Source organism: Nitritalea sp. (assembly GCF_054166705.1).
This window is the reverse complement of the sequence record NZ_JBSZCV010000020.1, coordinates 1-20,138: the sequence shown is the minus strand read 5'-3', so window position 1 is coordinate 20,138 and position 20,138 is coordinate 1. Positions and strand designations below refer to the sequence as shown.

The following is a 20,138-nucleotide window of genomic DNA, read 5'->3' as shown; positions in this document are numbered from 1 at the left end:
AGATGTTTACTTTCTTTATCAAACGCCCCGTCATGGCGACAGTGATCGCCCTGCTGCTCGTGCTTATCGGACTGTTTTCCCTCGTCAAGCTGCCGATCACCCAGTACCCGGACATCATTCCCCCTTCTGTCGTAGTTACAGCAAAGTACACCGGTGCCAATGCGCAAGTGCTCGAAAAGGCGGTAGCCACTCCCCTAGAGCGCGCCATCAACGGTGTGCCCGGAATGGCCTATATGTCTTCCGTACAAACCAATGACGGGGTCTGCCTGATCAATGTCGTCTTCCAGGTAGGCACTGATCCGGACATCGCAGCTGTCAATGTACAAAACCGTATCACCACTGTACTCGATGAACTCCCCGAGGAAGTGATCAAAGCCGGCGTGCAAGCAGAAAAAGAGGTCAATGCCATGCTCATGTACCTCAACCTTTACACCCTGGACACCGCCCAGGATGAAAAATTCGTTTACAACTATGCCGATATCAACATTCTAACAGCCTTAAAACGTATCGATGGGGTAGGCTTTGCTGAAATCATGGGCATGCGTGACTATGCCATGCGCGTCTGGCTAGACCCTGAAAGAATGGCCGCCTACCAGTTGAGCCCGAAGGAAGTGGTGGACGCTATCCGCTCTCAAAACGTAGAGGCTGCCCCAGGAAAAACGGGAATCAGCTCCGACCAGTCGCCTAACATGCTGCAGTATGTACTCAAGTACACAGGCAAATTTGTGGAGGAGGAAGAGTATGCCCAAATCCGGCTAAAAGCACTTCCCGATGGCAGCATGCTCCGCTTGGGAGATGTGGCAACAATCACCTTTGGCTCCTTAGACTATAATATGGTCTCGATGACAGACGGGAAACCCGCTGCCTCCATCATGATCAAGCAGCGTCCAGGCTCGAATGCACGTGAGGTGATCCAAAATATCAAAGCGGAAATGGAAAAAATCGAGGCTGAAAGTTTTCCTCCTGGCATGCGCTACTCCATCGGCTATGATGTGTCCCGCTTCCTGGATGCCTCCATGAAAGAGGTCATCAAGACCCTAGTGGAAGCCTTTCTTCTGGTTTCCATCGTGGTCTTCCTCTTTCTGCAAGACTGGCGGTCCACCTTAATCCCTGCTCTGGCAGTGCCTGTGTCGCTGATCGGCACCTTCTTCTTCATGCAGCTTTTCGGATTCTCCCTGAACCTGCTCACCTTATTTGCCCTGGTGCTGGCGATCGGCATCGTCGTGGATGATGCCATTGTCGTGGTGGAAGCCGTCCATGCCCACCTGCAAAGGGGAAATTGCACCCCGCGGCAGGCGACGGAGCGTGCCATGGAAGAAATCGGAGGCGCCATCATCGGCATCACCCTAGTCATGACGGCCGTTTTCGTGCCTGTTAGCTTCCTAGACGGCCCGGCAGGCATCTTCTACCGGCAGTTTGCCCTTACCCTGGCCATCGCCATTGCCCTCTCCGGGGTCATGGCCCTCACCCTGGCGCCCGCACTTTGCAGCCTGCTGCTCCTCCCCCACGCGGAGGAATCACAGCACAGCAAGCCCAGCTTCTTCGCGCGTTTCTTCCATAGGTTTAACACGCTTTTCGACCGGCTGACGCATGGATATGGGCGGCTTCTGGCGCAGATCGCTCCGCGTAAAGTGCTTATCCTCGGCAGCCTCTTCCTCTTTAGCCTGAGCACAGGGGGTATTTTGCAGCTGCTCCCTACAGGATTTATTCCAACGGAGGATCAGGGTATGATCTATGTACAAGTCAACACCCCCCCAGGAGCTACTGTGGAGCGTACGGCGCGTATCATGGATGAAGTGCAAGCGAGCCTCTTGCCCCTAGAAGAGATCGAATCCGTTTCCACGCTCGCCGGCTACAGCCTAGTGACAGAAACCGCCGGCGCCTCCTACGGCATGGGAATGATCAACTTAAAACCTTGGAAAGAGCGGGACCAGACCGTGCCGGAACTCATCGCCCGCTATACCGATCGCGTCGCCCACCTAAAAGGAGCCGACATCCGTTTCTATGCCCCTCCTCCCGTGCCAGGTTTTGGAAATGCCGATGGCTTCGAGCTTCGCCTTCAAAATAAGGCCGCCGCCAGCCTAGAAGAAACTACTGAAGTACTCGATACCTTTATGGAGGCACTACAAGGCCGACCGGAGATCGCTAACTTGAGCACCACCTTTGATCCCAATTTCCCACAGTACCTCCTGCATGTGGACCATGATCAGGCCGCGCGCCTTGGCATCCATGTGGAAGAAGCCCTGGATGGTCTACAGCTGCTTATCGGTAGTTTTTACACCAGTAATTTCATCCGCTACGGGCAGATGTACAAGGTCATGCTCCAGGCGTCGCCTGAATTTCGAGCCGAACCGGAATCCCTGCTGCGCTTTCATGCGAAGAGTAAGGAAGGAGAACTGGTTCCCTATCATAACTTTATCCGTATGGAAAGGGTCTATGGACCCGAACAGCTTACGCGCTACAACTTATTCCCTGCTGTCATGCTAAATGGACAGGCGAGTCCAGGCTTCAGTAGCGGCGATGCGATCGCAGCCGTGGAGCAAGTAGCTCGGCAGACCCTTCCCCGCGGATTCAGTATCGATTGGGCAGGCATCACGCGAGAAGAAATTAAAGCCGGCAACCAGACTCTTTTGGTTTTTGGAATTTCACTGCTTTTCGTCTACCTCGTGCTGGCCGCCCAGTATGAATCTTACCTGCTCCCCCTCACCGTGATCTTATCCCTTCCCACGGGTGTTTTCGGCTCTTACAGCGCCCTGCTGCTCATGGGATTAGAAAATAACATCTATGCCCAGATCGCCAGCATCATGCTCATCGGTCTGCTGGGGAAAAACGCGATTTTGATCGTAGAAATCGCCGAACAGCGCGCAGCAGAAGGGATGTCTGCGCTGGCTGCAGCGGTGGCTGGCGCCAAAGCCCGTCTCCGCCCTATCCTGATGACCTCCCTGGCCTTCGTAGCCGGCCTTATTCCTTTGATTTTAGCTAGCGGCGCCGGCGAAATCGGGAACAAAACGATCGGGTCCGCCGCTGCGGGTGGCATGCTGTTGGGCACCTGCTTCGGCCTGCTGCTCATTCCCGGCCTTTACGTTTTCTTAAAACAGTTTCAACCGACTAAAAACGCTCACCATGCAGCTCCTTCGCACTAGCCAATTCCTTCTGATGGCGCTCCTGCTGCTAGGGCTGGCCTCCTGCAAAATCCAGGAAATCTCCCCCCTTCAGCCTAATCTGGACCGACTAGGTCTTGAGCAGCCACGGCCTGAGGTGCTGGGCTTGGAGAAAAAATCCCTTGAGCCCGGCGATTTCTTTGCCGATACCCTGCTCCTTCGGCTCATAGAGGTGGCCCTTGGCCAAAATCAACAACTTGCTAGGGCGGCATTGGAAAGGGACATGCTTGGCCTGCAGTTTCGACAGCAAAAACGCAACAACCGCCCCCTTCTCAGCGCACAAGCTGGAGCAGGACTCACCCGTTTTGGACGCTTTACCATGGATGGCGTAGGCAATAAAGACACCAACTTGAGTGATGCCTTGCCCCCCGCCTTCCAAATCCCCGACCCGGTCTATCGGGACTTCCAGGTCCTGCCCACCTTTTCTTGGGAAATAGACCTCTGGGGAAAGTATCGCAACCTACGCAAGCGTGCTGAGGCGGACTTCCTGCGCCAAAGTTATACGCAGCAGTTTCTTCGCAATCAGCTGACGAGCACTGTCGCGATGCTGTATTACAGCGTGGCTGCCCAAAACGAAAAAGTTAGCTTACTCCGGCAGACGATTGGCAAGCAAGAAGAGGCCCTCAAGTATGTGCGCCAGCTGAAAGACGCTGGACAGCATAATGAGCTGGCTGTCAAACAATTTGAAGCCATCGTGTTCAACGTCAAAACACGTCTAATCGAAGAAGAAAGAGTCCGACAAGACCTGCTGCTTGCATTAAATCAAGTCCTAGGCAGTACGCGATTATCCTACACACCAGCGACATTTAAGGGGGACTTTTCCCTGGAAAACCTTCCCCTTAGCTACTCCGAAAGCCTCCAGGCGCTCTATCAGCGCCCCGACGTGTTGGCCGCTGAGCAGGAGCTACAGTTGGAACAGCATCAGCTTGCTGTCTTGCGTGCGGCATTTTATCCGACGCTGCAGCTGCGCGGCTTTCTGGGGCTACAGTCCTTCGATCCGGCGCGGCTCTTCCAGCTTCCTGCAGGTCTAGCGGCCCAAGCGATCGGCATGCTCCACCTGCCCATTTTCCAACAGGGACAGCTAAAGGCACAGTTCGAAATCGGTAAGCTGAAGCGACAGCAGGCACTGCTCGCCTATGAAGATCGTCTGCTACAGGCACATACCGAGCTCCTGCAGACATGGAATAGCTTCTTTGCTTACCAGGGGGCCTTGCAGGCCAAAGGGCAAGAGGTAGAAGTGCTGCGCCAGGCCACACACTATTCGCGAGAACTCTTCGCTGTAGGCTATGCCAGCTATGTAGAGGTCATCCTGGCGAATCTATCCGCCCTAGATGCTGAAATAGAAGCCATCGAACTAAAAAAAATCCGCAATCATCAATACGTTAGCTTATTTCGAGCTACCGGCACCTAAACGTCTACTAATATGCATGTTATCACGCAACTTCGTCAAGCAATTCGTGTTTTCAGCCAGTACGGAATTCCCCTAAATGGGGAAAAAAAATACCTGAACCTCTACCACGATCTCCGCATGGATGACATTTATGTAAATGGCCTCATTTATGAATTGGAGCTAAAGCTCCAAAAAGAGCTGCCCGATGAGCAAGTAGCCGAACTGGACTCGCCCATAAAAATCGTGAGATATTTGCTCTCGGCTTGAGTTGAACGAGAGTCAAATTAACTTATCCCACTTGATCTCAGCCCCTTTCCCTGCACCTAGCCCACAAACCTATGCGCAGGGGAAGGGCAGGGTTCATTCCATTCCTTGAAATAAAAGAGCGGGGATGACCAGGCAGGCATTGTAGGTGCCATGAAACAGCATGGCCCATAGCATCCCATTCTGTAGCCGGATATAGCTCAGCACCAGGCCCATAAGAAACTGGGCACCCACCAAAATAGGAATCAGATAAAACTGTTGGGACCAATCGATCCCTTCGAAATTTCCAATATGCACCAGCGCAAAAAGCACCGAAGAAATCCAGACCACCCCTTTTAAGCCCGGTGGATTCCCAGTCTTGATACGGTAGAACAGGTAAACGAGGTGGCACCAGAAAAGCAGCAGAACCCATAGGCCACTCCCGATAAAAAGAAAAGAAAGTCCAAAGGCAACCAGTAGGCTGCGAATGCGAAAATCTTGGTACAAACGAAATGTAGGCTCCTCCAAAAGTGGGGCTGCTACGACAGCCAAAAGGAGCACCAGCCAGGGCGACTCTCTCATTAATTCCTCTATGGCGAAGGTAAGGTCTTCCAGGTCGAAAAGCTCCAAGATCGCCGCGTAGGGAATAACCACCAAAAAGGTAAGCAGTAACAAAGAAAAGAAAGCACGGAAGGTAGGCGGACGCATCACATCCGCCTGGTAGGGCGCCTGTAAAAAGTGATAAAGTTCAAGAAATCGCTGCTTCATGGAAAGAGAATAGTTCAACTAATTTTCTTCAAAAGAAAGCAAACGAAAGCGAAAAAGAAAGAAAACGAACATTTTTTCTTTAAAAAGAAAGAAAACGAAAGCAAAAGAAAGTAAAAAGAAAGCAAACGAACATATATCCCCTACAAGAACAGGCACGCAAACAATTCTTCCCCAAACCCTTTCGTCTAGGCCGTAAGAATGCTTATCTTTGCGCGTAACTTATTTTTTATCCGTGTTCAAACTCCTTTTTCCCACTTGCCTGAGGCTCTTTTCCATCGTCCTTGTGATCGGACTGCTTTCCTCCTCTTTGACCGAAGGTCAAAACATTCCCTATGAACGTGTCAGTACGCGGGGTGGTTTAGGAAGTGACATCATCCGCAAGGTCTTTTTGGACAGCCGCGGCATTCTCTGGATCGGGTCGGAATTTGGGGTGTCGCGCTACACCTACGGAAATAGCATCAACTACCAGCCTAAGGCGGGTCAACAAGCCTTTACGAACTGTTGGGCTATCGTGGAGGCTCCAGATGGTGCCATGTGGATGGGGAGTTATGGACAGGGCCTGATGCGAATTCAGGATGAGGAACAATCGTTTTTCCGCACAGCAGAGGGGCTTGTAGATGATTTTGTGACGGAGCTTGCGATTTGGGAGGATAAATTACTGGTCGGTACCCAGAACGGCGTTTCTATTTTATCCTGGCAGCAGGAAAACCCTCGCGTGCTACAGGTACAGGGCAGTGTTATTCACCGCGATGGAGCGAATGTAAGCGGCTTTTTGCTGCATGAGGGACAGGCCTATTTCAGCACCTATGCACGAGGTCTATTTCGCATCGATAAAACAGAGGGGGGCTATCGCGCCGTACCCGTGCATAACGGGAATCGCATCTACAGTCTTTTTGCCCATCAGGAAAAAGTGTATGTGGCTACGAAAGAAGGTGTTTTGGTTTACGAGGCTGCTCGCTTTTTTCAAGAGGGGGCCAAGCCAATGGTTCACCTGCCAGCGCCGATAGTTTGGGATTTTTTTGCTGATCATAGCGGTCAGTTGTACGGAGCCAGCTGGGGCATCCATCAAAATAACGGGGGCCTGATACGCATCCATGCAGACACTGTAGAGCGCGTAGACAGATACGCCTGGCCCAGCCGTAATTTTAAAACAGGTCTTTTCGACCCACGCCACCGACGCTTTATTATGGGTTCCCTAACAGACGGTTTATATATCGCTCCCGAAAAAAGCTTTCTCTTCACCTTTTCGCTGCAGGAAGGGGGCAGGCGTGTGAAGGGGATGACCGAGTTAGGGGGTACTCTTTTCGTTTTACAAGATCAGGGACTACAGTGGTCCGATGGATTTATAGACGCCCGAGCGTTTAAGGACTTTCAGCGTCTTGCCTATGGCCCCAGCCTACAGCAAGAGCTCGCGCGTACCCCTTCCTTGTTTGCTTTGGATAACCAAACCCCTGCCGAAGACCTAGTCTTTTACCGAATTGAAAGTGACGCAGACCGTCTGTTGATCGCCACAAACATCGGAATGTTTCAGCTGGATGGGAACGGTCAATTTCGGGATTACTTGCCGCTGCATACCTATCATTTCACCTCGGTTCCGGAGGGAGGGCTGCTGGAGGCGAATCCTTATGGAGGGATTCGCTATCTTCCGGATTTTCAACTTTCCAATTCGCAGTATTATCCGGAAGAGGCGCCGAAAACCCCCACTTTCATTACCGATCTCAGCCAGCGGGGCGCGCATACCTATTTTGCCTCCATATTTACAGGTGTCTATCGGTTTAGCCTGGAAACAGGCCCAAGCCCACTTCGGAGCGATTTACCCGAGGTAGCCTCCCGGCTAAAACGCATACGTGCTTTGCCTGAAGGACAGCTTCTGCTGGGGACTGAATCTGGCGAAGTATTTTGGGTCAAGGAACAGGGGTCCGACAGCTTGCGGCTTGTGCATCACTTCCCCGCTTCGCAACTCCAAGGGAATGGTATTTACTATGTGGATGCATTTGAAGACCTTATCCTTATCGGTACCGAGAAAGGTCTCCACCTGATTGCAGAAGATCAGCAGCGCTTTATCAGTGGGACGTCGGATAAAACGGAAAGCTTTCATCCCTATTACCGCCACAAGCAACACGTCTACATGGGGGGAGATGGCTTCTATTTTGAACTTGATTTAAATACATTTAAAAATCAGAAAAACAGCCCTTTACGTATATCCATCACTTCTTTTACACACGAAGACGAGGAACTATTTCCGAATGCCTACAGCTGGTTTACATTAGCCGATCAGGAGTATGCATTGGCCTCCGGCCAAAACAACCTGAGTATTTCCTTCACGGCTATCGATCATCCACATCCTCAGTATTTACGTTACAGCTACCGCTTAGATGGGACAGAGGCCTGGAAGGCATTAGGAGAGCGGCAGACGATCAACTTATCTAATGTCCAAAGTGGGCAGTATAATTTGGAGCTTTTAACGGTGGATCTGTTATCGGGCACAGAGGAAACCTTATCGATTTTACGCTTTTCCATCGCTCCCCCCTTCTACCAGCGTTGGTGGTTTTTAGTAAGCTTGGTACTAACTTTCGTTGGGATTACGGCTATGATCTACCAAAAGCGCGCAGAAATATTAAAAAACAAAACGAAGTTAGAGCGAGAGGTCTTAATACACCGTCTGGATGCCTTAAAAAATCAAATGAATCCGCACTTCACCTTTAATGTTTTGAATACCCTCCTTTACTTTATAATCGGAGGTAAAAAGCAGGAAGCCGCGGATATGTTGGGGAACTTCGCTACCCTACTGCGCACCACCTTAGAACACTCGGCCCAAGAGGAGGTTTCGCTGAAGGACATGATGGAGCTGCTTAAGCGGTATGCTGCCGTCGAAAACCAGCGGTATCAAGATGCAGTCCGTGTACAGATACACCATGCCCCAGGCTTAGATCCTGCTACCATAAAAGTTCCCCCTCTGTTGATCCAGCCCTTTGTGGAAAATACCTTTAAGCATGCTTTTGGTGGAGATTACACCAAGGGTGCGGAGGTGGAAGTTTATTTTCAGGAACAGGGCAATCGGCACCTACTGGTTACCATCAGGGATAATGGAAGAGGTTTTCGTGTGGCAGAGACCAAAAGTACTTCGATGGGTATGCGCATCGTGACACAACGACTATCGCTTTTTCCAGAATTTGAGCCCCATCATCTACAGGTGGAAAGTATTCCAGGGAAAGGTACCTTGATATCTGTATTGATTCCACGCTTGGATCAAATTGCGCTGGCGCAAAAATAAGCTACACTTATGCTAGAAAAAGCTACGACTGCACATGCTAATAGTCTCATAAAAAGAAAAAGTGTTTCTTTGAGGAGATTTAGTTACATGTGGACCACGTACATACAGATAGTATAAAACAAGCATCCCCCTTCCATTTTTTGTATGAGAAGGCGATCCAAAAGCACTGGGAAAAAGCCTGGGCTAATGGGCAGCTCGTGCCCCTTTTTCGAGACGCATGGACTGGTAAGCTGCTGCTTCCGGATGATGCCTTTTGTTTTATGCATATCTTTTCAGAGCGGGAGCTGTTGGAAGCGTTTCGAAGGGAGCTGGACATGGCAACTATCATGCAAATGCTGCATGCGACTGAAAATCTTATTCCGACGACAAAGCCCATTTTCGAGGCCAAGGGCAGCATGAACCCCAAGCTCTGGCTGGCAAATGATACCCATATCCAGCGCTTTGGCATCCAGCCGGATTTAGCGATCGAAAGTATCCAGACGGCTGAAGCACACATCACGACGATGTACCTGCAGTACCGCAGTCAGCGTTCTTAAACACTTTTTCTTCTCACTGCCCACCTGCTAGCCTCAGCGCTCCTGTTGAGCTACCTCGGGCGTTTGCAGCTGCCAGTCGATTATAAACTGGATCAACTCCTCCAAATTTATGGATAAGCGCCCTACAGCATCCTGAATATCAGCACGGCTCACTTGTGCGGCAAAGGTTTTATCCTTTAGCCGTTTTTTTACGCCTTTCACTTCCATTCCCGTGTAACCCTCGGGTCGCATAAGGGAATAGGCATGAATTAGCCCGGAAAGCTCGTCGAAGGCATAGAGCATTTTATCCAGTTCACTTTGGGGTTCCACCCCAAAATACCGAGGCCCATGGCTTGCTATGGCTCGCATCAAGGCGGGATCCTGCTCTCTTCTTTCCAGTTCAGCAATTATTTTCGCGCAGTGCTGCTCCGGATACTGATCCCAGTCTGCGTCATGGAGCAGCCCCGCCAGGTGCCAGAGATGAATGGCTTCCTCGCTGTAGCCGCGCTCCGAGGCCCAGCATTTCATCAAGTGCCCGACCTGCTCCATATGAAAAAGTAAACGCGGGTTGAGCACCCATTCGCGTAAGAGTTGATGCGCCTCCGCTAAATCCATCAGCTGGCCTGCATGTCGTGTATCTCCAAACGTATCTCTTCCTAACCGTAAATCCATGGATCTCTTTTTGAGGACAAGTTACTCAATAGTGCGAAGAAAATCTAGGTAGTGCGCAGCGGAAATTTCCGGGATCTCTTCCATGGCTACATGCCCCACATCAGGAAAAACCGTAAAGGAGGCCTGTGGCAAGGTTTCGCTAAGCCATTTTCCACGGCTTACAGGAATCCAGCGGTCCTTCTCTCCCCACATGATACAAACAGGGAGGACGCTGAGGGCGCTGTAGTCGATCATAGGACTTCCACCGCTACGAAAACGTGCCAGCGTGGCGGCGCGGTTTCCTTCGCGCAACAGCATATCGTAATAGCGCGTGACCAGTTCATCCGTGATACGTTCGGGCTGTGCAAAGACCTGTCGCAAGTTCATACGAAATAAAAACATAGGAGTCGCTTTGCTGAGCAGGCCGCTCCAGGTAGGGTTTTCGAGTAGACGAAAAATTAGGGGCCGGCTGCCCGCACCTCCGGAGGAGAGCGATGGGGCGGCGGGCGTTCTGCTATTGGCTTGGGAGCTGGCTACTTCCTTTTCCCGCGCTGAAGGCAAAGCACCTGCTTCGGCTTCAGTACGCTGTGGCAAGTCGCGCAGAAGAGGTCGTGGCGTGGCGCTGCTGATCAATCCTAGGCTTAAGATGCGCTCTGGTGCCTGTTCGGCCATGACCAAGGCCACGCCACCGCCCATACTCTTGCCGACCACATGTACTTTTTCTATGTGTAATTGGTCCAACATCTCCCAAAGCAAGGCAGCATAACAGCTGGAATTGTAGCAGTTTTGGGCCGAAGGCCCTGTGAGGCCATGCCCTGGCAAATCTACGCTCAGCGTCCGAAAAGTCCTTGCCAATTGCGCTTCCCAGCCTGCCCAAGTATGTAAGGAGCTGAAACTGCCATGGAGTAACAGGACATGCTCCGTGCCGGCGCCCTGCATCCGCACATGAAGGCGCTCCTCTCCTACAGCTAAAAAAGCATGGCTTGCTGGGTCAAAATAGACCGGCATTAATTTTTCCAAGGGCTTTTCCGCACGATAAAAAAGGCCATAAAGCAAGAGCGGTAAAGCCAGTATACCGAGCAACAGCAGACCCAGCACCTTTACTAGACGGCGCATGCGGCTGTTAGGAACATTCCCCATGGCAGATCGCTTACCCCTTTTCATGTACCACAAAAGGTCTGATAGTTTAGGTCCGCATCTTCCGGTACAAACTGATAAAACGTATCTTCATCATGGGCCATGTAAGGCTTCAAGTATCGCTTTAACACCGCTTCAAATAAGGTGAAATCATCCTCTTGGTCGGCCTCATATAAGGCCCTTTCTACTATATAGTTACGTGGTATCACTTGAGGGTTTACTTGACCCATCAGTTCGAGTGCCTTCGCGATGCTGCTCTGCTGCAGGAGCTGGCTTTTATAGGTCTGAAGGAACTCCTCTAGGGCTGTCGGAAAGGCGTGCGGCTGATCTTGAAGTGCCTTTCCCAGGTCGAGAAAGGCTTGTGTATAATCCAGGCGATACTGTTTCAGCAGGGCCAAGAAATCCTGCAGGAGCCCTTCACCGGCTGCTTGGCGACCGGAAAAGCCCATCTTCTGCGCATACATGTCCCACTGCGCTGCTGTAAAACGGCGCGGAAAGTCATTCAGCAAGGTCGTGCAACGTTCTGTTGCCTGTTTTTCATCCGCATCTATCAGCGGTAGAAGTGCACCTGCTAAAGCGGCAAGGTTCCACTGAGCGATGCCGGGCTGATTGCCGAAGGCATACCGTCCCTGCGTATCAATGCTGCTAAACACAGTTGCTGGATCATAAGCATTTAGGAAAGCGCAGGGACCGTAGTCAAAGGTCTCTCCACAGATGCTCATGTTGTCGGTATTCATAACTCCGTGGATAAAGCCTACCCGCAACCAGTGAACAACCAGCGCTATTTGGCGCTCCATAACGGCTTCCAGTAGGGCAAGGGCTGGGTTCGAGGCCTCTCGCAGCTCAGGGTAATGCCGCTCGATGGTATAGGCCAGCAAAGCTTGGAGAGCTTTTTTATCTAAAAAGTGGCGTGCATACTGAAAAGTGCCGACGCGCAAGTGGCTGCTCATCACCCGTGTCAACACGGCCCCAGCTTCCTTTTCCTGTCGCCAGACCTTTTCGCCTGTTTCGACTACCGCGAGACTGCGGGAGCTAGGCACCCCGAGTGCATGCATGGCTTCCGAAATGAGGTATTCGCGCAGCATGGCCTTCCGTGTAGCCCGTCCATCGCCACCTCGTGAATAAGGGGTGATGCCGGCGCCCTTCAGCTGCACATCCACACGCTGCCCCGAAGCGCTTAGATGCTCTCCCAGTAAAAGGGCGCGACCGTCGCCCAACTTAGTGAAGTTTCCGAACTGGTGTCCGGCATAGGCTTGCGCCAAAGGTCGAGCGCCCAGCGGAACTTGGTTGCCGGAGAAAATGGCTGCCAATTGCTCCACTTCCTCCTGACGCTGAAAGTCTATCGCTTCGAAATCCAGCGACCGTGCCAGAGCACTGTTCCATAGGCGCAGTTTCGGCGCATGTACCGGGCTGGGGTCTTGTCGACTATACAGCCCCGAGGGAAGTTGCTCAAAACTCGTGTCCCAGTGGAAACCAGGAAAAGGACGCTCTTCTACTGTAGGCATAGGCTTATAAAATGCATGTTGTGTACGCTCCACAAACAGGTCTGAAATTGAAATAATTCCTTATCCTTATTGCTGGGGTCAATTTAAACGATTTAGACAAATCTTTCGCAAACTTTCAGCACATAGCCAAGATAAATCGGTATTTTAGTCAACTCTTCTGGTGTACTCCTTTAAAGCACAACTCTGACCAGTGGTCAATTTAAGTATAATCAACTCTTTTTCAAGTCATTATGCAGCGTATTTCTATACATACTTTTGGCATCCGACCCATTGATGCTCAAGTCCAGGGCTATCGTTTTGTGGATACTTTTCATAGCGAGCTAGAGATACAGCCTCAATCCACCAAAAGCTATTACCTGCTTTGGGCAGAAAAGACGGGAGATGTGAGCTATCCTACCATTTTGACCAAAGGTCAACCCACTCAATTTCGGTTTACCCGTACAGGTCCGCATCTGCTAAAAGATGATGGAGGAAGTTTTCGTGTAGAACCAGTAGCCTCCTATGTGTCGGAAGAGATGTTTAAGGGTTTTGACTTTCGGGGCAAGGAGGTCTTTTTTCCCAAAGGCACCTACGTTCATGTGCAGACAGGTGGAGTAAACACGCTCTTTTATTTTGAGAAAAATCAACCCGCGCTCATAAAAGGTGCTGGAGAGTCGGAAACGATACTTCTCGGCATGACCCAGGCCCCCTCGCGAGACCTTCCGGCCATTCACTGTCGCCTAGAGGATCTTTCCTGTCACAATATTGTTCCCTTAGCGGGTTCACTCCGTCGCTTCGAAAGCGTGTTCATCAATCGCGTAAGCTTGCATTACCACCGCATGACACAAAGCTCCAGCTATTTACTCTTCATCATGGATGAAGCGGCAGATGTGTACATAGAAAAGCTGACACTACGATGCATGGCGATTTATGCTGGTATTTGGATAGAGCGCGCTAACCAGGTGCATATCGCCCACTCTACCTTCGAGATAGGTAGCTCTTCTCATCCGATACGTATCAACAGTTTCCGGGGCAGCTGTCGCATAGACAATAATACTGTGCGAGGCGCCAACATCACCGGTATTTTAATTGCGACGCAGCGCCGTGCCCTGATCAGAGGTGCAGAAATTACGCACAATATCGTCACGGGATGCGCTGAAGAGTCTATAAGTATCGACAGTTTTGGGAATAATGTTGGGCTCGTGCCGGTTATTTGTAAATCCTACGTGAAGAAAGTGGAACCTTGGCTAGTGGACGGCAAGCCTCAGGGAACTTGTGTGTTTTGTGAGGACCTCGTTTTCGTGGAGCCTAAAAAACAAGGAGGAGGTTACCAGCACCGCATCGTCGATAGCGAATTTATCGGAGACATTCGCGGCCTTCTTTTCGTCATCGAAAGTGGAAATTTAGCCTATCAGTATACGGAAATTATGGATTTTGCCCCAGAGGGGCAAAGCATTTGTCTCTTCTTGACCGAAACCTATACGGCCGAAGACCTCCTCGGCGCTGAAATCGGTGTGCACACGGGGGCCATTGACTGTATCATCGCAGGAAATGAAGTCCGTGATACGCAGCCGAATGCAAATCAGCCCGGACATGCCATTTCTTTATGGGGAGCCAGCTATGGAAATGCTGTCTTGAATAATCGCGTCGACAATTGCCGCCAAGGCATCCATGTTGCTGCATTTGGCAGTTTTGGGCTCCAGCGGCCTGATTTTTTCAACCATGCGATTCAAAACACGGTCGAGGGCAATGTGGTCACCAACTGCAAAGAGAGTTTTGCCATTCGCACCTTTTATGGCGCTAAAAAAGGGAGTGGAAATCGTTTTAACAATAACTTGATACGAGGTGGCACTTTTGAAATCAAGCACCAGCAGGAGTTCGAAATGCTGGGCAATGTACTGGAAGACACGCGGGGTACAGCACTCTTTATTCAGGGTGTGGTACAAGCACTGAGGTAAATTTTTTCATGCTTGCTGGCACTTGTACAGCGCACACAAGCGTTCAGAAAAACGAAGGCGCTATCCTTTTGGATGGCGCCCTCTTTTCAGTTCTCTTTATTTTTTGCGAATTTGTTTTAGACTCATTTCAACTACCTCACCAAAAGCTTCGTAGGCGCTCAGGTCCATGGCTTTTTTATTGCCTGCGATGCTGAAGCTGAGTGGATTACCCGCTATGTAAGTAGCATGGGCATTTTCTATAGCTTCAAATGAGAGGTTTTGATACTGCTCGTAAAAGGACTGATTCGGATCACCGTCAAAACCCAACTGTTGCCAGCTGTAGATCGTCTGCGGCATGCTGCGAAAATAAGGTTTGGAAAAGGCCGCCGTCTGTATCAGGGATTTTTGAATTTCGGGCAGTCTTTCTTCTTTCTTGGGAAGCTCTTTCAGCAGCTCCTTGAAAACCTGCATGGCTTCCACGCTTTTATCCGCTTGACAGCCTACAAATCCGATCGTGAAGGCATTTCCTCCTCTGATGGAGCCGTTATTCAGCCGCGCATAGGTAGCGTAGGCTAGTGAGCGGAATTCGCGGATTTCCTGAAACACTAAGCCCGACATGCTATTGCCAAAGTACTCATTAAAGGCATTAATGGCATACTGGTCTTCGGGAGTTCGCTTCCGCTTACTTTCGCTTAAAAAATAAATCTGTGTTTGGATGGCCTTTTTAACATGGACGAAAAACACGGTAGGCTTTTCCGGTGTCGCTAAACTGCGTTCTTCCATGACCTTAGGCTCGGTTCCAGACAGCAGCGATGCTAGAGAGCGCTGCAGCATGGCTTCTAGCTCCTTGTTCGGTGTATTGCCGACGTAAGTCAACACGGTTTCGGTGGCCAGTAATTGGGTCAAACTTTCCTGTAGTGCCTCAAAGGGAAGTGCTTTGATTTCTTTAAGAGACAAACGGGTAAGGTAAGGTGAATTTTCTCCATAAATGAGGTAATCGCTGATCATATCGGCCTTAGTATCCAAGTCCTTACCTTCTATTTTACGCTCAAAACGCACTCCAGAAAGGTATTTCTTTTTTCCCACTTCAGAAAAAACAGGCTGTTCCAAAAGCTCTTGCAGCAAATAGAGGCTAGCTTCTAGGTTTTCCTCCAGACCCTGCATGGCTATCGTAAACTGCGTATCGGAGCTATAGATGGACAAACTACTACCCAAGCGCGCCAGGGCTGCCTTAAACTCATCTCTGCTTTTTGTTTTTGTGCCAGCTGAATTCAACATGGAAGCGAGATAATCTAATTTAGGATCAAGAAGATCTCCCCTTTGGATGTTAACAGCAAAACTAAAGATACTGTTCACTGGATTTGTTGCCTGATAGAGCTGAACCAAGTCTTTCAACTCCGTGATTTGAACGGCTTGGGATACATCTAGGAAGCTAGGGCTTAGAGGCGATTCTGGAATTTCTTTAAATGCTTTCGCATAAGCGGACTCGGTGCCTTTCGGACTTACAGGGGTGTAAGGAGGCTTGGGGAGTTTGTTCTTTTTAGGGAAACCCGTGCGTGAGTAGAGCACTAGGCGGTTTTCCCCAAAGTATTTGTTTGCACAGGCGATGATCTCCTCCTTGGTCATGTTTTGAATTTGTTCATTAAGCCGCAACACCTCTTCATAAGGACGTTCACTGATAAAGGCATTGGCCAACAGGTACGTCTTCTGAAAATTAGACTCAAGGTTGAGTTGTTGCCGCTTGGTGTAGTTCAGCTTGATATCTTCTACCAGCTGCTCATCAAAACTTCCGGACTTCAGCTTTTCCAATTCGGCGAGCATCAAATTTTCAGCCTTTTTCAAAGACTGACCGATGATTTTGGGCACAAAAATGAGGAGCGTGCGCCCATGTTCCACTTGAATGTCGGCTTCCATCTCCGCGGCCAGCAGCTTATTGTCGAGCGTAAGCTTGTCCCATAATCCCGTTTGGCTGGAGTTACTCAAAAGCTCGTTTAGCACCGTTAGCGCTGCTTCATCCGGATGTCCCACAGGTACGGTTCTGTAGCCTGCGACGCCTACTTTTATGGGTAGGTACCTTCCTTTCATCACTTCCTTGCCCTTGAAATCAGCTTCCGCTATAAATTCTCGTTTTGGCTTTTCCCCTTCCTTCCACTGCCCAAATTTTTCAGCTATGATGGGTTTAATTTGCTCGATATCAATGTCCCCACTGATGATCAAGGCCATATTCGCCGGTACATAGTAGGTCTGGTAATACTCATACATACGTTTTAGAGATGGATTTTTCAGGTCTTCTACCTCTCCTAATATGTCTCTTTGTCCATAAGGATGCTTTTTATAAAAGGCTCGATTATAGGTTTCGAAAAACTTAAAAGTGGGATCATCCATGTCCATGTTCTTTTCCTCGTAAACGGTTTCTAATTCCGACTGGAAGAGGCGAAAAATGGGATTGCTAAATCGATGGGCATAAATCTCTGACCATTTTTCAAACTGGTGTGGGGGAAAAGTATTGTAATACATGACCATGTCATGCGAGGTGAAGGCATTCAAGCCTCTTCCACCTATACTGCTGATCAGCCGGTCGAATTCATTAGCCACAGCAAATTCGGCAGCAGCCAAATTCTCCTCATTAATTTGAAGTTGAATCGCCTTACGCTGCTCTTCGATTTTTGTCTTTCCGAGCTCTTCGTAGAGCGAATCGATTTTAGCGAGGTGAATCGATTCTTTCTCAAAATCCACGGTCCCCATTTGGCTCGTGCCTTTGAACAGCATGTGTTCTAGGTAATGCGCCATCCCTGTGGCGTCTGCCGGATCCCATATCGTGCCGCCATTTACCACTACCGCACCCAACACCTCAGGCCTGGTTTTATCCTCATGTAAATAAATGCTTAGACCATTCGGTAGTCGATACGTCTCTACCTGCATCTGCTGCGCATAAGCCCCAAAAGGCAAGAGAATAAGGAATAAAATCAATTTTTTCATGTCATGCATTTAAAATTCAAAATGAGTAAACCATAGAAAACAAAAGGAAATAAATTCCACATATCATAGAATGCCATCCAAAAATAATTCTTTTTGATGATAAACAAAATAAGAAAAAAGACTACTAATAAAGCGTGAGAAAAAAAAATTTACCACAGTAGTCACTGTGTCATCGGTTCACTTACCTCAGCTAGCAGTGTATGTCGCAAAACAAACATGTCACAAAAAAAGGAGTGCCAAGCGACTCCGCTGACACTCCTTAAAAGAAATAAACTATACCAAATTAAATTAGAAAGCTAAAGGCAGGGTACGCATTATCTTCTTGCCATACGATCCGGATTTCCGTCCGGATCGTTATTGACAAACCCTGACCAACGTAAGGTACCATTATTCGCTAGCAAAATACCGGCTACGTGAGGCGTTGCCATAGAGGTACCATTGATAGCGCGGTAGCCACTGTTGATCCAGGTGGAGTTGATCTGTACTCCAGGAGCCGAGATGATAATCGGCGGATTTCCGAAGTTAGAAAAAGAAGCGAAGTTATTGTTGATGTCGAAGGCAGAAACCGTATACAAACGTGTTCCTGTGGCGCGTGCCGGAGAAACATTATTGGCATTTTGAGCCTCATTACCTGCAGCGATTGCTACGAAAACACCTTGATTCGCCAAGTTACGAACTGCATTATCAGTGGCTAAAGAAGCAGGCCCACCTAAACTTAAGTTGGCGACATCGTTTGCCAAAGCATTCTGAGCTGTATAATCGATTCCCGCGATGATCACAGAATTTGCTGATCCTCCGGTGGCTCCAAAAACACGAATGGGAACGACTGTTGCGCCAGCTGCCACACCAATGACCCCAAAGTTGTTATTGATGGCGGCAATTGTACCCGCCACGTGCGTTCCATGACCGTTTTGATCTGTAGCAGAAGAAAGGCCTGGGACAAAAGAGCGTGCAAACTGCGTATTCACATTTAAGTCAGGGTGGTTCAACTGGATTCCCGAGTCGATTACCCAGGCCCAACGGTTTAATCCAGCAGCATTTACAGCACCTCCAATACGGGTAATGCCCCACGGAGTGACTTGACCTGTTTGCATCGGTGCAGCGATATCAAAATAACTTGGCATTCCAAGGGAGTAAGACAACTCAATTTCAAAATCCTCTTCGATAAAGTCTACGCGCTCATCGGTACGTAATTCGGCCAATTGGGCTTCATCCAATTGTGCAGAAAAGCCGACAAGTGCCGCACCATAGACATCAAGCACTTGCTCCTCACGTAAGCGGAAGGCTTGTTGCACTTCTTCTTTCATGTCCTTGCGGAAACTTTCATAGAGCGCTTCCCTCCCATCGCGAACGTCAGGATTTACACGCGCTTGATACATCTCAACGGTCTGCATGGTATTGGACTTGAGCACCACGACAAACTGATTAGGGATAATTTTCTTATTTGGATCTTCTTCTACCAGTGCCGTTTCAGTTAAAGAATCCTCCGGGTAAAGAGATTCCGTACAGCTAAAACCAATAAAAGCTAAAAAGGCCAAGCCGATGGCTGGTTTAGATAAATGTTTAAAACACATTCGTTAGATGATTTAAGTTGAAATAAAATTTTGTACATGGGCTTTTTGCAAAAAGGTTCTACAAGTAATAAAAAAATACAGCCGATTCCAAACGCCTTATTCACTTAAAAATGAAATTAAACCCTTAATTAAGGACTAAAAACAGAATAATGCAGACGAAAAGCATTTATAAGCTTGCAAAACGCAAAATATTTTTTCGCTTTTTTTTCCTTCTACGCGCTCAAAGCCAGAAATTTTGCTGGGAAAACACCAGTCATTCCCTGTAAAATCCTTAAAAATCATACTCTTAGTTAATCAACCAAAGTTTATTTTGAATTTAATAGATAGATTATTTTTAAATATTTAACGCAAGCCAATTTTTATTTGGAAAGCCAACAGTGTATGGGAAGCGTTTTGCTTGCTTCTTGTTTACGCTTTGCGGGAACCGCGCACCCTGACAATCACCACGTATAAGGCAGGAACGAAAATCAGGGGCAACAAGGTCGCGGCCAGCATGCCTCTAAAAACGGTTCATACTTTGGCATCCCTGGATACGACTCCGGAAGCCTTCACTTTTTTTGAAATATGATTTGGAGTTTTTAGAATAGAATTTTTTGCTGACGCAATGCGTTTGTCGGTTATTCATTTGGAACCATCCCATCTGGATCGATACACCTGATCTAGAGTGTTCAAGACAAAATTGTAGGGTGAGTGTCTCCGCATCTGCTCAGAAACAGGATCTATGTGTAATACTCCCCAATCTTCGAACTGAGGGTTTTATGTACCTAGTGGCAATCATTGATGTATACAGCAGGAAAATTGTCGGTTGGTCGATAGCTAACAGCATGGATGCTGTATGGTGCAAAGAAGTGCTCGAAGAGGCAATAAGTCAATAGGGTTGTCCAGAGATCATCAATACCGATCAGGGAAGCCAGTTTACTTCCGAAGCCTTTTCCAAAGCAGTATGCTCTCATAATATTCGTCTGAGTATGGATGGAAAAGGGAGAGCAATAGACAATGTATTCATAGAACGGTTCTGGAGAACG

12 protein-coding genes and 1 pseudogene are annotated in these 20,138 nt (G+C 49.0%); 7 read left to right on the top strand and 6 right to left on the bottom strand.

Annotated elements, in window-relative coordinates; all coding sequences use genetic code 11:
• The first annotated feature begins 2 nt into the window (after positions 1–2).
• Genes ACXIT9_RS13575 through ACXIT9_RS13565 form a run of 3 tightly spaced genes read left to right on the top strand, consistent with a single transcriptional unit; the run spans position 3 to position 4,818 of the window.
• Positions 3–3,143 (top strand): efflux RND transporter permease subunit, encoded by a 3,141-nt coding sequence (locus tag ACXIT9_RS13575; protein ID WP_458056785.1) that lies wholly within the window; start codon positions 3–5, stop codon positions 3,141–3,143.
• Positions 3,124–4,572: a TolC family protein gene (locus ACXIT9_RS13570; RefSeq protein ID WP_458056784.1), complete on the top strand. Its 1,449-nt coding sequence runs from the start codon at positions 3,124–3,126 to the stop codon at positions 4,570–4,572. The genes ACXIT9_RS13575 and ACXIT9_RS13570 overlap by 20 nt, the downstream gene beginning before the upstream one ends.
• 12 nt (positions 4,573–4,584) lie before the next feature.
• Positions 4,585–4,818 carry an acyl carrier protein gene (locus ACXIT9_RS13565; protein ID WP_458056783.1) on the top strand — a complete coding sequence of 78 codons (234 nt, stop codon included), beginning with the start codon at positions 4,585–4,587 and terminating at the stop codon, positions 4,816–4,818.
• 93 nt (positions 4,819–4,911) lie between these two features.
• Here ACXIT9_RS13565 and ACXIT9_RS13560 read toward each other — a convergent pair whose 3' ends face one another.
• Complete coding sequence (locus ACXIT9_RS13560; RefSeq protein WP_458056782.1) at positions 4,912–5,562, bottom strand: CPBP family glutamic-type intramembrane protease; 651 nt, start codon at positions 5,560–5,562, stop codon at positions 4,912–4,914.
• A 232-nt stretch (positions 5,563–5,794) separates the two neighbouring features.
• On the opposite strand from ACXIT9_RS13560, the gene ACXIT9_RS13555 reads away from it, so the two are divergent.
• Positions 5,795–8,836, top strand: a complete 3,042-nt coding sequence (locus tag ACXIT9_RS13555) for a sensor histidine kinase (protein ID WP_458056781.1) — start codon at positions 5,795–5,797, stop codon at positions 8,834–8,836.
• An 89-nt stretch (positions 8,837–8,925) separates the two neighbouring features.
• Complete coding sequence (locus tag ACXIT9_RS13550; protein ID WP_458056780.1) at positions 8,926–9,372, top strand: hypothetical protein; 447 nt, start codon at positions 8,926–8,928, stop codon at positions 9,370–9,372.
• Between the two features lie 33 nt (positions 9,373–9,405).
• On the opposite strand, the gene ACXIT9_RS13545 is transcribed toward ACXIT9_RS13550, so the two are convergent.
• Genes ACXIT9_RS13545 through ACXIT9_RS13535 form a run of 3 tightly spaced genes read right to left on the bottom strand, consistent with a single transcriptional unit; the run spans position 9,406 to position 12,644 of the window.
• Complete coding sequence (locus tag ACXIT9_RS13545) at positions 9,406–10,023, bottom strand: HD domain-containing protein (RefSeq protein ID WP_458056779.1); 618 nt, start codon at positions 10,021–10,023, stop codon at positions 9,406–9,408.
• Positions 10,024–10,044: 21 nt separating this feature from the next.
• Positions 10,045–11,142, bottom strand: a complete 1,098-nt coding sequence (locus ACXIT9_RS13540; protein ID WP_458056778.1) for an alpha/beta fold hydrolase — start codon at positions 11,140–11,142, stop codon at positions 10,045–10,047.
• A 20-nt stretch (positions 11,143–11,162) separates the two neighbouring features.
• Entirely contained in the window at positions 11,163–12,644 is a 1,482-nt protein-coding gene (locus tag ACXIT9_RS13535; protein ID WP_458056777.1) for a protein adenylyltransferase SelO, read from the bottom strand.
• Between the two features lie 230 nt (positions 12,645–12,874).
• On the opposite strand from ACXIT9_RS13535, the gene ACXIT9_RS13530 reads away from it, so the two are divergent.
• On the top strand, positions 12,875–14,581 hold the full coding sequence (locus ACXIT9_RS13530; protein WP_458056776.1) for a hypothetical protein: 1,707 nt from the start codon (positions 12,875–12,877) through the stop codon (positions 14,579–14,581).
• Between the two features lie 96 nt (positions 14,582–14,677).
• On the opposite strand, the gene ACXIT9_RS13525 is transcribed toward ACXIT9_RS13530, so the two are convergent.
• Both ACXIT9_RS13525 and ACXIT9_RS13520 read right to left on the bottom strand, forming a co-directional pair.
• On the bottom strand, positions 14,678–17,539 hold the full coding sequence (locus ACXIT9_RS13525; protein WP_458056775.1) for a M16 family metallopeptidase: 2,862 nt from the start codon (positions 17,537–17,539) through the stop codon (positions 14,678–14,680).
• 314 nt (positions 17,540–17,853) lie between these two features.
• Complete coding sequence (locus ACXIT9_RS13520; RefSeq protein WP_458056774.1) at positions 17,854–19,113, bottom strand: S8 family peptidase; 1,260 nt, start codon at positions 19,111–19,113, stop codon at positions 17,854–17,856.
• Between the two features lie 746 nt (positions 19,114–19,859).
• On the opposite strand from ACXIT9_RS13520, the pseudogene ACXIT9_RS13515 reads away from it, so the two are divergent.
• A pseudogene (locus tag ACXIT9_RS13515) lies at positions 19,860–20,138 on the top strand (transposase); the annotation flags it as partial.